Below are 13,506 nucleotides of genomic sequence, written 5' to 3' on the forward strand. Positions count from 1 at the left end.
GGCGTACCCGAGGATGGGAGCCGGCGCGGCCCGGTCAGGGGGTGTCGATGACGTCCGCGACCACGACGGTGATGTTGTCCGGCCCGCCGGCCCGCAGGGCGAGGTCGACCAGGCGCTGCGCGCAGCCGGCCGGGTCGGGATAGCCGAGCAGCGCCTCGGCCAGGCTGTCCGGGCGTACCACGTTGGAGAGCCCGTCGCTGCAGAGCAGCCAGCGGTCGCCGGTCTGCGGCACCACCGTGGTGTAGGTGGGGGTGACGGGCTCGCCCTGGAGGGCCCGGGTGACCACGGCCCGACGGGGATGGCTGTGCGCCTCCTCGGGACTGATCACCCCCTCGTCGACCAGCATCTGCACGAACGTGTCGTCCCGGGTGAGCTGGGTCATCGTGCCGCCACGCAGCAGGTACGCCCGGGAGTCGCCGACGTGGGCCAGGGCGAGGCAGGCACCGGTGCGGGCGATCAGCAGCGCGGTCAGGGTGGTGCCCATGCCCTGCCGTTCCGGATCCTCGGCGATCGCCGCCCGGATGCCCGCGCTCGCCGTGTCCACGGCGCCCTGGAGGGCGGCGACGAGCCCCTCCTCGGGGGTCTCCACGTCCAGCGGCCGGATCGCGTCGATGGCGATGGTGCTGGCCAGGTCGCCGGCGGCCATTCCGCCCATGCCGTCGGCCACGGCGAGCAGCCAGGGTCCGGCGTGCACGGAATCCTGGTTGGCGCCCCGGATCAGGCCCCGGTCGCTCACCGCCACGGATCGCAGCTTCAGGCTCATGGCAGGCAGCCTGCCAAAAAGACGGCCAGAATGCTTGCAGTAGATCACCAACGGGCCGGAGTGGCGATCGAAATTTACCGTACGTGGCTACGGTGATCACGATCCGCGAGCCGTTCCGCCGCCGGTAACCGACGTGCGGGGCGTCAACCCGGCCGAATTCTATCCAGCCTGGTCGATTGACATGCCAGAAACGGGCTGGCAACATCGGCTCCGTATTGGGAGCGCTCCCACCAGCGCTGCCGGTTGCACCCCCGTGAACCCGAGTGCTTCGCCCCCGTGAACCCGAGTGCTTCGCCGCCGTGAGCCCGCATGCTGCGCGGTCCGCTCACGGCACGCCCACCGGAAGGGATCCCCCGTGCTCCGACCCCGCCACCGCCACCGCCGGTCCTCCCGCGCGGTCACCCTGCTCGCCACCGCCGCCCTGCTGCTCACCGGCACCGCCACCGGGGCGCAGGCCCGGCCCGACGGCTCCGCCGGCACCCTCGCGCCCACCGAGCACATCGTCAACGGCACCTTCACCGACAGCACCGCCCCGTGGTGGTCCACCGCCAACCTCACCCTCGGCGCGACCGACGGTCAGCTCTGCACCGAGGTCCCCGGCGGTCTCGCCAACCCGTGGGACGCCAGCCTCGGCCACAACACCATCCCGCTCGGCGACGGCGCCAGCTATGCACTGCGCTTCCGCGCCTCGGCCAGCGCACCGGTCACCGTCAAGGCGAACGTCCAGCTCAACGAGGAGCCGTACACCACGGTCTTCTCCCGGGACGTCGCGCTCGACGCCACCGCCGAGGAGTTCGGGTACGAGTTCACCGGTACCCTCGACTCGCCCAACGGCACCCTCACGTTCCAGCTCGGCGGCGCCGCCGAGGCGTACACGTTCTGCCTGGACGACGTCTCGCTGAGCAGTGACGCCGACACCGGACCGCCACCTGGCGGCGCCGAGCAGTTGACCAACGGCGACTTCGCGAACGGCACCACCGGCTGGTACTCCTACGGCACCACCTCGACCGGGGTGACCGACGGCCGGCTCTGCTCCGAGGTGCCGGGCGGGCTGGCCAACCCGTGGGACGGCGGCGTCGGGCAGAACGACGTGACGCTGCTGGCCGGCGAGTCGTACACGCTCTCCTTCGACGCCTCCGCCACACCCGGCGCGACGGTACGGGTGGCGGTGCAGCTCGGCGTCGACCCGTACACCTCGTTCTTCGCCGAGGACGTCACCTTCGGCGCCGAGGCGCAGCACGTCGAGCGGACCTTCACCGCCACCGCCGACACCGAGGTCGCCCAGGTGGCCTTCCAGGTCGGCGGCAACGCGGAGGCGTTCACCTTCTGCCTCGACAACGCCTCGCTGCTCGGCGGCGAGGAGGAGCCGCCGTACGTGCCGGACACCGGGCCGCGGGTCCGGGTCAACCAGGTCGGCTACCTGCCGGCCGGGCCGAAGAACGCCACGATCGTCACCGAGGCCACCGAGCCGCTCGGTTGGGAGCTGAAGTCGGCCGCGGGCGCGGTGGTGGCCAGCGGGCGGAGCATCCCGCGCGGCGTCGACCAGGCGTCGGCACAGAACGTGCACACCGTCGACTTCTCCGCCTACCGCACCCCGGGCACCGGCTACACGCTCAGCGCCGACGGCCAGACCAGCCACCCGTTCGACATCTCGACCGACGTCTGGAAGCAGCTCCGCTCCGACTCGCTCCAGTTCTTCTACATCCAGCGCAGCGGCATCGCCATCGACGGAGACCTGGTCGGCGAGGAGTACGCCCGGCCGGCCGGGCACCTCGGGGTGGCGCCGAACAAGGGCGACACCGACGTACCGTGCCAGCCCGGGGTCTGCGACTACCGCCTCGACGTGCGGGGCGGCTGGTACGACGCCGGTGACCACGGCAAGTACGTCGTGAACGGCGGCATCGCCACCTACCAGCTGCTGAACGCCTTCGAGCGGACCAAGACCGCCCCCACCGCCGGTGGTGGTGCCGCGCTCGGCGACGGAACCCTGCGGCTGCCGGAACGCGACAACGGCGTGCCGGACATCCTGGACGAGGCGCGCTGGGAGCTGGAGTTCCTGCTCCGGATGCAGGTGCCGGCCGGTAAGCCGCTGGCCGGGATGGCACACCACAAGATCCACGACCAGAACTGGACCGGGCTGCCGCTGCAACCCGAGGACGACCCGGAGCTGCGCGAGCTGCACCCGCCGTCCACGGCGGCGACGCTCAACCTGGCCGCCACGGCCGCGCAGTGTGCCCGGCTCTTCGCCCCGTACGACGCCGCGTTCGCGCAGCGCTGCCGCACCGCCGCCACCACGGCGTACGCGGCGGCGAAGGCGAACCCGACCCGGTACGCCGACCCGGCCGACGGCAACGGCGGCGGCTCCTACGCCGACGGTGACGTCACCGACGAGTTCTACTGGGCCGCCGCCGAGCTCTACCTGAGCACCGGCGAAGCCTCCTACCTGGCCGACCTGACCGCCTCGCCGCACCACACCGACGACGAGGCGGTCTTCGGGGCGCACGGCTTCGGCTGGGGCAGCACCGCCGCGCTCGGCCGGCTCGACCTGGCCACCGTGCCGAGCGGCCTGCCGGCGGCCGACCGGGACCGGGTCCGCGCCTCGGTGGTGGCCGCCGCCGACCGCTACCTGGCCACCGCACAGGGGCAGGCGTACGGGCTGCCGATGCCGGGCACCCCGAACAGCTACTTCTGGGGCGCCAACAGCAACATCATCAACAACGCGGTCGTACTGGCCACCGCCTTCGACCTGACCGGGCAGGCGAAGTACCGGGACGGTGCCGTGCAGGGCATGGACTACATCTTCGGCCGCAACGCGCTGAACCAGTCGTACGTGACCGGGTGGGGCGAGAAGGCGTCGGAGAACCAGCACAGCCGGATCTTCGGCAACCAGTACGACGAGTCGCTGCCGAACCCGCCGGCCGGCTCGATCGCCGGTGGCGCCAATGCCAGCCTCGACGACCCGTTCGCCGAGCAGTTGCTGGAGGGCTGCGCGCCGATGTTCTGCTACGTCGACGACATCGCCTCGTACGCCACCAACGAGGTGGCGATCAACTGGAACTCGGCGCTCGCCTGGATCGCCTCGTTCCTGGCCGACCAGGGCGGCAGCACCTCGGTGCCGGCCGGCTCGGGCTGCCGGGTCACGTACGTCAACCACGGCGCCTGGGCCGAGGGCGGCGGGTTCACCGGGCAGGCGACCATCACCAACACCGGCAGTACGCCGATCAACGGCTGGACGCTGAGCTTCGCGTTCAACGGCGACCAGAAGATCCGGGAGGCGTGGATGGCGAAGGTGACCCAGACGGGTGCCCGGGTCACCGCGCGGAACGATTCGTACAACTCGCGGATCGCGCCCGGCGCCAGCCAGATGTTCGGCTTCAACGCCACCACCGCCGGTGGCCCGAACCCGAACCCGGTGCTGTTCACGGTCAACGGGGTGCCCTGCGGCTGACCCGTCGACGGTCACGACGGGCCCCGGCTCCTCCCGGCGAGGAGTCGGGGCCCGCGTCGTTCAGCGCAGCCAGTCGAGCAGCCGGTCGCCCTGTTGCCAGACGGTCAGCGCGGAGAAGACTCCGAAGAGCAGTACCGACCAGACCAGCGCGACCACCCGGTAGGACCGGGGGCGGATCTGCTCGGGCAGTACCCGGCGGTTGAGCACCAGCAGCAGGATCGAGTAGAAGAACATCATCAGCCCGCCGACGCAGGCCGAGATCACCAGCAGGATCAGCGGCTGGTCGAAGCCGGCCAGCAGGATGACGCAGCCGAGTGCGACCAGCCCCCAGACCAGCCCGAAGTAGATCCGGCTCTCGGAGAGCCGGGGCAGGTACGCCGTCTTGAGCACGTCGGCGGCGAGCCGGCTGGTGTAGTCGACGATGCCCATCGCGGCGGCGAAGAGCGACAGCGCCCCGATCACCCAGAACAGGGTGCCGAACCAGGGTCCGACGATCTCCTTGAGCCGCTCCCCCTCCACTTGGAGGAAGGAGACGCTGTTGGCCAGTCCCGGCACGCCGTACACGGTGGAGTAGGCGAGCAGCGAGGTCAGCACGATGGTGACGAACGAGATCAGCGCGAAGGTGACCAGCTGTTCCCGGTTGGCCAGCCGCCACCAGCGCCGCCAGCGGGCCAGGTTCTCCTCGGTCGGCTCGAAGACGAAGCCGCGGCTGTCCGGGGCGGCCTCCTCCCGGCCGGTGACCGGGCTGACCAGCCGGGGCACGTACTTGCCCATCCCGTAGCCCTTGTCCCGGATCCAGTTGGACTGCACCAGGTTCTGCCCGCCGCCGGCACCGGCGAAGACGAGGGCGGAGAGCATCAGCGCGAAGCCGAGTTCGGTGGGGAACTCGGGGGCGGTCACCGCGCTCGGCAGGTCGCCCCAGGCCCGGGCCGAGATGGCGAAGACCACCGCGACCGCGATGAAGAGGAGTACCAGGCCGACCTTGACGAACTCGACCCGCTCCAGCGCGGTGTAGACGACCGGGGCCAGGGTGAGGGTGGCGCCGATCGCCAGCAGCAGGCCGACGGCGATCCAGGTGGCGTCGCCGCCGAAGAGGTACGTCAGCATGGTCGCCGAGCTCGACGCCCAGCCGGGCCAGAGGTTGGCGAAGTAGACCATGATCGCGAAGACCAGTCCCCAGTGCCGCCAGAACCGCGAGAAGCCGGTCAGCGCGGTCTCTCCGGTGGCCAGGGTGTAGCGCTCGATCTCCATGTTCAGGAACCACTGGGTGACGATGCCGACCGCGGCGGCCCAGAGGAAGACCAGCCCCACCTGCGAGGCGATGTACGGGAAGAGGATGAACTCGCCGGACGCCAGGCCGACGCCGGCAGCGATCACCCCCGGCCCGATGATCGACCAGGCCGACCGGGGTGGCGGGGGTAGTTCCCGGACGGTGACGCCGGGCAAATGCTTGGTCGGAAATCGGTCGGCGGCGGTCTGCGTCATCGGTGACCTCCTGGTGCCGGATGCGAAATCGGTTCGCAGTGGTAGTGATAAATGCATCTTCTGCCAACATGGACGTTGTGCCAACGAGCCCTTCCCGACCTGAACCGCGCGACGCGTCCGACCGGGGGCCCGCCCGAGCCGCGGACGGATCCCGAGCGGAGGGCACGGATCAGCTCGTCGTCCGGGCGGGCGGCTCCGACGACGTCGGCGCGGTGCTCGCCCTGCTCGACGGCGCCACCCGGTGGCTGGTGCAGCGTGGCCGCGTCGGTCAGTGGGGCAGCGCGCCGCACTCCGGCAACCCGCGCCGGATCGCCCAGGTCCGACGCTGGGCCGCCGACGGCGAGCTCTATCTGGCCGAGCTCGCCGGGCGCCCGGTCGGGGCGATCGTCGTCGGCGCGGCGGTGCCGCACGTCCCGGCCGCGACCGAACCCGAGTTGTACGTCAACCTGCTGGTCAGCGACCGGGCCCACGCCGGGCGGCGGATCGGCGCACGACTGCTCGAGTATGCCGAGGAACTCGCCCGGGCCCAGGGAGTCGACCTGCTCCGGGTGGACTGCTACGCCGGTGACGACGGCGCCCTGGTCCGCTACTACGAGAGTCAGGGCTTCACCGCCACCGAACCGTTCACCGTGCCGCTGGCCGACCGGCGGTGGCCGGGTCAGCTCCTCGAACGCCGGCTGCGGCCCCGCACCGGCGACGACGGGGCGGGCGTGAACTGAGCCGGGCACGGCTCAGGTCTGGTCCGACCCGCCCGTCCGCAGCTCGGGTAGCACCTTCGCTCCGAAGGTGTCGATGAAGGCGTCCTGCTGCTGCCCGACGTGGTGCAGGTAGATCTCGTCGAACCCGAGGTCGGCGTACTCGCGCAGCAGCGCCGCGTGCCGGCCCAGGTCGGCGGAGACGTTGACCACCTCGGCGACCAGTTCCGGCGACACCTGCTCGGAGACGACGTCGAAGTGGTCGGTCAGCTCCAGGTCCCAGCAGACCGGCGGGGCGAAGACGTTGCTGCGCCACTGGTCGTACGCGATCCGGGCCGCCTCGGCCTGGTCGGGCGCCCAGCTCAGGTGGACCTGGAGGTGCAGCTTGCCCCGGCCGCCCGCGTCCCGGTACGCGTCGACCATCCGGCGCAGCCGGGACACCGGCGCGTTCACGGTGATCAGGCCGTCCGCCCACTCGGCGCACCACCGGGCGGTCGCCTCGCTGACCGCCGCACCGACCAGTGCGGGTGGCTCCTCGGGGCGGGTCCAGAGCCGGGCCCGGTCCACGGTGACCAGTCCGTCGTGGCTGACCTCCTCACCGGCCAGCAGCGCCCGGATCACGTCGACGCACTCCCGCAACCGGGCCGTCCGGATCTCCTTGCGCGGCCAGCCCGCCCCGGTGATGTGCTCGTTGCTCGCCTCCCCGCTGCCCAGCGCCGCCCAGAACCGGCCGGGGTACATCGCGGCGAGGGTGCCGATCGCCTGCGCGATGATCGCCGGGTGGTAGCGCTGGCCGGGCGCGTTGACGACGCCGAACGGCAGGGTGCTGGCCTGCAACGCGGCACCCAGCCAGGACCAGGCGAAGCCGGACTGTCCCTGCCGGGCACTCCACGGCGAGAAGTGGTCGGACGACATGGCCGCGTCGAACCCCGCCTCCTGGGCCCGGACGACGGCCCGGAGCAACTCGGCGGGATGAATCTGCTCGTGCGAGGCGTGGATCCCGAAGACCGTCATGGCGGTCTCCCATACCCCGTCGGCCCCGCCCCGCACACCCGGTACGCCGACGAAAATCGGCCGACCGGCACCCGGGGGCGGACGGCCGGGCCGCCTCCGGCGGGCTACTCGCTGTGCGCGCCCGCGCCCGCGCCGGCCGAGTCCCCCGCGCCGATCCAGACGGCCTTGAGGTTGCAGAACTCCCGGATGCCCTGCGCCGAGAGTTCCCGGCCGTAACCGGAGTTGCCGACCCCACCGAACGGCAGCTCCGGATAGGACGTGGTCATCCCGTTGACGAAGACCATTCCGGCGTCCAGGTCGGTGACGAACCGCTGCTGCTCGTCCGGGTCCCGGGTCCAGGCGTTGGAGCCGAGGCCGTAGTCGGTGCCGTTGGCCACCTCGACCGCCTCCTCGTAGGAGCCGACCCGGTAGAGGCCGGCGACGGGTCCGAAGACCTCCTCGGCGTACATCCGCATCTGCGGGGTCAGCTCGGTGACGACGGTCGGCGGGTACCACCAGCCGGGCCGGTCCGGCAGCTCGCCGCCGCAGAGCACCCTGGCGCCCTTCGCCACGGCGTCCCGGACCTGCTCGGCCACCTCGTCCCGGCCCCGCTCGGTGGCGAGCGGTCCGACGTCGGTCGAGTCGTCCATCGGGTCGCCGAGGCGCAGCGCCGACATCCGGGACACGAACGCCTCGGCGAACTCGTCGTAGACCTCGGTGTGCACGATGAACCGCTTCGCGGCGATGCAGGACTGGCCGTTGTTCTGGCAGCGGGCCACCGTGGCCACCTCGGCGGCCCGGGCCACGTCGGCCGAGGGCATCACCACGAACGGGTCGCTGCCGCCGAGTTCCAGCACCGTCTTCTTGAGGTACTTCCCGGCGATCGACCCCACCGAGCGGCCGGCGCCCTCGCTGCCGGTCAGCGTCGCGGCCCGGACCCGGGGATCGGCCAGCACCTGCTCGATCCGTTCCGACCCGATCATCAGGGCCTGGAACGCACCGGCCGGGAAGCCGGCCCGGCGGAACAGCTCGTCCAGATAGAGCGCGGTCTGCGGCACGTTGGAGGCGTGCTTGAGCAGCCCGGTGTTGCCGGCCATCAGGGCCGGCGCGGCGAACCGCATCACCTGCCAGAGCGGGAAGTTCCACGGCATCACCGCCAGCACCGGACCCATCGGGAAGTACCGGCCGTACGCCGAGGTGGCACCGATCGAACCGGCGTCGGCGGGCTCGTCGGCGAGGAACCGCTCGGCGTGCGCCGCGTAGTACCGGCAGGCCGCGGCGCACTTGGCCACCTCCGCCTTGGCCGACGCATAGGTCTTGGCCATCTCCGTCGTCATCATCCGGGCCACGCCGTCGCACTCGACCTCCAGCAGGTCCGCGACGGCGGACATCCACCGGGCCCGGTCGGCGAAGGTGGTGGCCCGCAGCTCGTCGAAGCCGGCCGCCGCCCGGGCGAGAGCCGCCGTCAACTGCTCGTCCGTCATCTCCTCGAAGGTCTTGAGCACCTGTCCGGTGGTCGGGTCGATGGTGGCGATCGACATGTCGTACTCCCTTCGATGTCGGCGGACCGGCCGAGCGCAGGTCGCGGACGGGCCGGACCGGCTGGGGTGCTCACTCGAAGAGCGAGTGCTTCGTACCCGGCGGCTCCTCCCGGCGCCGCGCGGCCCGGCGGCGCTGGATCACCACCAGGTCGACCACGGCGACCACGGCGAGGATGCCGAGGAGCACCGCGAGGACCAGCAGGTCGGCCCGGAGCGCCAGCACGCCGAGCACCACACAGATCACCAGACCGAACGCGGCCAGCGCCAGGCGCAGGTTCAGCGCGCTGTACGGGTGGCCAACCGTCCCTTTCGCCCGTCGGGGCTGCGATCTCGAGGCCATTTCGGCCAACTACCCGGTATGCGGGTGGGCTAACCTGACCGGCCACCCCGGCCGTCCCCGGCCGCCGGCGGCCGCTCCCGGCGTGCCGCGCGTACGGTGGGGATTCCGGCGCCCAGGATGGGTATAACGGGTGATATGACGACCGGTCCCACTCCCCCGCCCAGCCACGCCGACCTGTTGACCCGTCCGCTCTTCGCACACCTGGCGACCACCCGCCCCGACGGCGGACCGCAGAGCAACGTGATGTGGTTCGCCTGGGAGGGTGGACGGATCAGGATGACCCACACCAAGCGCCGGCAGAAGTTCCGCAACGTCCAGCGCGATCCCCGGGTGGCGCTCTCGATCGCCGACCCCGACGACCCGTACCGGTTCCTGGAGGTGCGCGGCGTGGTGGAGAAGATCGAGGACGACGACGAGGTCGCGTCCTTCTACCGGTCGCTCCAGGAGCGGTACGACAACGTCTACGAGATCGGGGACGCCCCGGAGCGGGTGATCGTCACCATCCTGCCGGAGAGCTTCGTCGCCGTCAGCAACGGGCAGCCGCAGCGCAACCGCTGACCGCCAGTGTCGGTGATCCGCGTGCCGCGGGGGCGTCGGCGAGGGTTCCGAGCCGACGGCGGCGCCGCGTACAGTTACGGAGCGATTGCTGTCCGCTCTGTACGGAGAGAAGCATGCCCAGACGTTGGACCGCCGCCGTCACCGCCGTGCTCGCGGCCTTCGCACTGGCCTGCGAGGGCTCCGACGGCGGTGGTGGCGGCGGCCAGCCCGATCCCCCGCCCGGCACGCCCCGGCCCGGACTGCCCGACTCGATCGCGGCACTCGGCGACTCCATCACCGCCGGCTTCGGCTCCTGCCTGGTCCTCGCCGCCTGCCAGCGCAACTCGTGGTCGACCGGGGAGAGCAGCCGGGTGGAGAGCATCTACCGGCGACTGCGCGAGGTGAACCCGGCGATCCGCGGCGAGGCACACAACGAGGCGGTGAACGGGGCCCGCGCCTCCGGCCTGGCCAACCAGGCCGCCGCGGCGGTACGGGCCAGAGTGGAGTACGTGACCGTACTCATCGGAGCGAACGACGCCTGCCGGGGCGGGATCGAGGAGATGACCGGCGTGGCGGCGTTCCGCACCGAGATCGACCGTGGACTCGCCACCCTGAAGAAGGGCCTGCCGAAGGCCCGGGTGCTCGTGGTGAGCATCCCGAACCTGTACCGGGTCTGGGAGGTCGGCCACGAGGACGCCCGGGCGGTACGCGCCTGGCGGGGCCGGATCTGTCCCGCCCTGCTGGCCAGCCCGACCTCGACCGAGCCGGCCGACCGTACCCGCCGGTCGACGTTCCGGGCCCGGATCGACGCGTACAACGAGCAACTCGCCGCCGCCTGCAAGGCGTACGGCTCCCGCTGCCGCTACGACGGCGGAGCGGCGCACCGGGTGCGGTTCGGCCTGGACCTGCTGAACCGGCTGGACTACTTCCACCCGAACCTGGCCGGGCAGAACGAGCTGGCCGAGGTGGCCTGGCGGGCCTCCGGGCTGGCCGGCCCGGCCCGCCGCGCCGGCTGAACCCGACCGGCGCAACCAGTCCCGACCGGCGCAGCCAGCGCAGCCAGCGCAGCCAGGCGGCGGGGACAGCCGACGCGGCCGAGGGGGCGGGGCTAACGGCCCGGCGGCATGATCGCGCGGGGCCGGTACAGCTCCCGGGACCGGTCCGCCAGGCTCCTGGTGGCCGAGGAGTTCGCCCAGCTGCCCAGCACCACCGCCGCGCCCGGTACCGCCTTGGCGAGCAGCCGCTTGGCGGCCCGGACACCGGCCATCTGCGCCAGCTTCAGGCCGAGTCGCAGCATCACCTGGGCCAGCGGCGCCTGCGACCGGCCGCGCAGGGCGTCGATCCGCTCCCGTCCGGCGGCCACCCCCAGGGCCAGCCGCGCCGTCTCGGCGATCTTGTGGACCCGTTGCAGCACGAGCAGGTCGGTGGCCCGGTCGGGGTGCTCGGGATCGTGGCCGTACGCGGCCGCGACGTAGAGCACCATCCGGGCCTGGGTCCAGGCCAGTACGCCCATGTCGAGGACCGCGCCGGGCAGGCCGGCGGCCCCGGAGACCGCTCCGGAGACCCGGGCGTGGTTGACGAACTTCCGGATCGCCGTCTCGGCCATGGCCTCCGGCGTCATCTGCGGATACCGGGCGCGGTTGCGCTCGGCCCAGGCCCGGGCCTGCGGCCCGATCCGGCGTACCGCCTCCAGGGCGAGGTGCTCCGGGGCGTACTGCGGATCGGCCTTCATCCGCTCCCACAGCCCGCTGGGCGGGGGGACGACCAGTTCCGGGTCGACGGCCGCCTCGGACCCGGCCGGATCGGCGCCGTCGGCCGGCGCCTCCGGGTCGAAATGCGCGACCCCGGCGGCGTCCGGGTGAGGTGCCGGGCCCTGCTTCGCGGCGGCCGGCGGCGTACGGTCGGTCGGCGGTACCGGCACGGCGGTTCCGCCGCCGGCCGGCTGGGACTCGGTCACGGACACACTCCGGATCTTCGAGGGGGACGGATCAGGGCATCACGAACCGGGCCGCCGGTCGGGACCGGCGGCCGGGGGTCGACGGTCAGCGTCGGCCGCGCAGCCGGGACATGATCTGGCGCATCCGGTGCTGGTTCGACGGCTTGGCCAGTTCGCGCCGGCCCCGTTCGACGAGCTGCCGGCCCTGCGGAGATCTGAGGAACATCCGGATCCGTTGCACCAGTGACGCCATCTCGGTCCTCCTCGCGTGGTCCCTGCTATCAGGTTTACCCGATCCTCGGCCCGACCACACCGACCTCACGGTTCGGACGGGTCCACGCCTCCATCCTGGCCGGACCGATCAAGTCGCCGCCGGTCGATGCCCGCGGGGCCCGGCCTTGCAGCGCTGTGCCGGCCGCCGTCGAGGGCGGCCGGCACAGCGGCGGGGGCGCCGGTCAGCGGCGCGAGGAGGGTACGAGCGCGTCGACGACCCTGGTCGCCTGGCCCTCGTGCTTGGCGTAGTGCTCGGGGTAGGCCGAGTACTGCACCGCCTGGGCCGCCTCGGTCAGCCGCATCCGCTGCCAGCCGGGTACCTGGCGCAGCGCCTCGAAGAACCGGGCACTCGCGTACGCCGGGTCCATCAGCCGGTTCACCGGCCCCCAGCCGCTGCTGGTGCGCTGCTGGAAGAGCCCGACCGAGTCGTGGTCCCAGCCGGTGCCCTGGTGCCGGTAGCGCTTGGACTCCGGCAGCACCTCGCTGGCCCGGTTGAGCAGGTTGCTCTCCTGCATGGCGGTGGCCACGCCGATGACCAGTGCCCGCCTCGGCATCCCCATGTCCCGGCCGGTCCGGACGATGGCCCGGGCGTTGTCCATCTGGACCTCGGTCAGTCCGGCCACCGGGGCCGCGTCGTCCAGCGGCGAGGAGGTGTCCGGGTCCGCCTCGTCCGACCTGGCGCCCGCGGACCGGTCGTGGCCGGCGGAGCGGCTGGACCGCTGCGCCGAGCGGTCCCCGGATCGGTCCCCGGTGCCGTCGTCGGGGCGGGAGAGTGCCACCCGGTCCTCGGCGTTCGCGGTGCCGCTGCCGGCGGGGCCGGCCGACGGCGAGACCGCCTCGACGGCGGCCAGCACGCCGAGGCAGCAGAGCAGCCCGGCCGCCACCGCGACCCGGCCCGGACGGCGCAGGCCGAGCCGGTCCGGCAGCCCGGTCCGGGCGGCCAGGGCGCCGGCCCGGGCGGCGAAGCGGCGGGCCGGTGGGGCGAGCCGGCGAGCGGCCAGGCGTACCCGCTGCTCGGCGCCGCGCACCGCGGGCAGCCGGCGGAACCGGGCCAACCTCGGCGCGACGATCCGGCGGAGCCGGGCCAGCCCGGGCTCGACGGCCCGGCGCAGGCGTCGTCCCACGGTCCGGAGCCCGGCCAGGGCCGGCCCGGCGGCGACCCGCAGTCGGGCGGTCGCCACGCCGGCCAGCCGGGCGGCGGCGAGGGCACCGGGCCGGGCGCGCCGGGCCACCGCAGCGGCGGCCCGGGCCAGCCGCCGCGTCACGGCCGCGCCGAACGGCCGGAGGTGACCGAGCAGGGCCGAGAGCAGGAGTACGAGCCTGTGCAGCCCGGCCGGGGCGGGGCGGAGCGCCCCGGGCGACCGGCGCGGGGCGGCGCCGGATGTCGAGTCGGAGGAGGAGGCATCATCCGATCGGACAGTGCTGGGTACGGCGGGGTACGCGGTCTCAGAACGGTCGTCGTCAGGCATCCGACGAGGCTAGGCAGGTCGATGGC

The 13,506-nt window shown here is 72.8% G+C and carries 12 protein-coding genes; 4 read left to right on the forward strand and 8 right to left on the reverse strand.

Annotated elements, in window-relative coordinates; genetic code table 11:
• Nucleotides 1–34: 34 nt before the first annotated feature.
• Nucleotides 35–763 (reverse strand): PP2C family serine/threonine-protein phosphatase, encoded by a 729-nt coding sequence (locus C6W10_RS32940; RefSeq protein WP_107262953.1) that lies wholly within the window; start codon nt 761–763, stop codon nt 35–37.
• Nucleotides 764–1,118: 355 nt separating this feature from the next.
• Between C6W10_RS32940 and C6W10_RS32945 the strand changes: the two genes are divergently transcribed.
• Entirely contained in the window at nt 1,119–4,211 is a 3,093-nt protein-coding gene (locus C6W10_RS32945) for a glycoside hydrolase family 9 protein (RefSeq protein WP_234361507.1), read from the forward strand.
• A gap of 60 nt (nt 4,212–4,271) precedes the next feature.
• On the opposite strand, the gene C6W10_RS32950 is transcribed toward C6W10_RS32945, so the two are convergent.
• Nucleotides 4,272–5,696, reverse strand: a complete 1,425-nt coding sequence (locus C6W10_RS32950) for an Nramp family divalent metal transporter (RefSeq protein WP_107262954.1) — start codon at nt 5,694–5,696, stop codon at nt 4,272–4,274.
• A 68-nt stretch (nt 5,697–5,764) separates the two neighbouring features.
• Between C6W10_RS32950 and C6W10_RS32955 the strand changes: the two genes are divergently transcribed.
• On the forward strand, nt 5,765–6,415 hold the full coding sequence (locus C6W10_RS32955) for a GNAT family N-acetyltransferase (protein ID WP_107262955.1): 651 nt from the start codon (nt 5,765–5,767) through the stop codon (nt 6,413–6,415).
• A 12-nt stretch (nt 6,416–6,427) separates the two neighbouring features.
• Here C6W10_RS32955 and C6W10_RS32960 read toward each other — a convergent pair whose 3' ends face one another.
• The 3 genes from C6W10_RS32960 to C6W10_RS32970 form a co-directional block, all read right to left on the reverse strand.
• A complete protein-coding gene (locus tag C6W10_RS32960; protein WP_107264471.1) occupies nt 6,428–7,405 on the reverse strand; it encodes a TIGR03885 family FMN-dependent LLM class oxidoreductase in 978 nt (325 codons plus the stop codon).
• Nucleotides 7,406–7,509: 104 nt separating this feature from the next.
• Nucleotides 7,510–8,925, reverse strand: coding sequence for an NADP-dependent succinic semialdehyde dehydrogenase (locus C6W10_RS32965; protein ID WP_107262956.1), 1,416 nt, complete (start codon nt 8,923–8,925; stop codon nt 7,510–7,512).
• Nucleotides 8,926–8,995: 70 nt separating this feature from the next.
• Nucleotides 8,996–9,265 carry a DUF6343 family protein gene (locus tag C6W10_RS32970; protein WP_107262957.1) on the reverse strand — a complete coding sequence of 90 codons (270 nt, stop codon included), beginning with the start codon at nt 9,263–9,265 and terminating at the stop codon, nt 8,996–8,998.
• Nucleotides 9,266–9,400: 135 nt separating this feature from the next.
• Between C6W10_RS32970 and C6W10_RS32975 the strand changes: the two genes are divergently transcribed.
• Nucleotides 9,401–9,823, forward strand: a complete 423-nt coding sequence (locus C6W10_RS32975; RefSeq protein WP_107262958.1) for a PPOX class F420-dependent oxidoreductase — start codon at nt 9,401–9,403, stop codon at nt 9,821–9,823.
• Nucleotides 9,824–9,936: 113 nt separating this feature from the next.
• Nucleotides 9,937–10,818, forward strand: a complete 882-nt coding sequence (locus tag C6W10_RS32980) for a GDSL-type esterase/lipase family protein (protein WP_107262959.1) — start codon at nt 9,937–9,939, stop codon at nt 10,816–10,818.
• A 92-nt stretch (nt 10,819–10,910) separates the two neighbouring features.
• On the opposite strand, the gene C6W10_RS32985 is transcribed toward C6W10_RS32980, so the two are convergent.
• From C6W10_RS32985 to C6W10_RS38970, 3 genes are all read right to left on the reverse strand, one after another.
• The gene (locus tag C6W10_RS32985) at nt 10,911–11,570 is read right to left on the reverse strand and encodes an EcsC family protein (RefSeq protein ID WP_234361985.1); all 660 of its coding nucleotides are present in this window, start codon (nt 11,568–11,570) and stop codon (nt 10,911–10,913) included.
• Nucleotides 11,571–11,844: 274 nt separating this feature from the next.
• Nucleotides 11,845–11,991 (reverse strand): hypothetical protein, encoded by a 147-nt coding sequence (locus tag C6W10_RS38140; protein ID WP_199853167.1) that lies wholly within the window; start codon nt 11,989–11,991, stop codon nt 11,845–11,847.
• Nucleotides 11,992–12,193: 202 nt separating this feature from the next.
• Entirely contained in the window at nt 12,194–13,480 is a 1,287-nt protein-coding gene (locus C6W10_RS38970) for a hypothetical protein (protein ID WP_234361508.1), read from the reverse strand.
• Between the last annotated feature and the right edge of the window lie 26 nt (nt 13,481–13,506).

Origin of the sequence: Plantactinospora sp. BB1 (assembly GCF_003030385.1) — a bacterium.
In the GTDB taxonomy this organism is placed as follows: domain Bacteria; phylum Actinomycetota; class Actinomycetes; order Mycobacteriales; family Micromonosporaceae; genus Plantactinospora.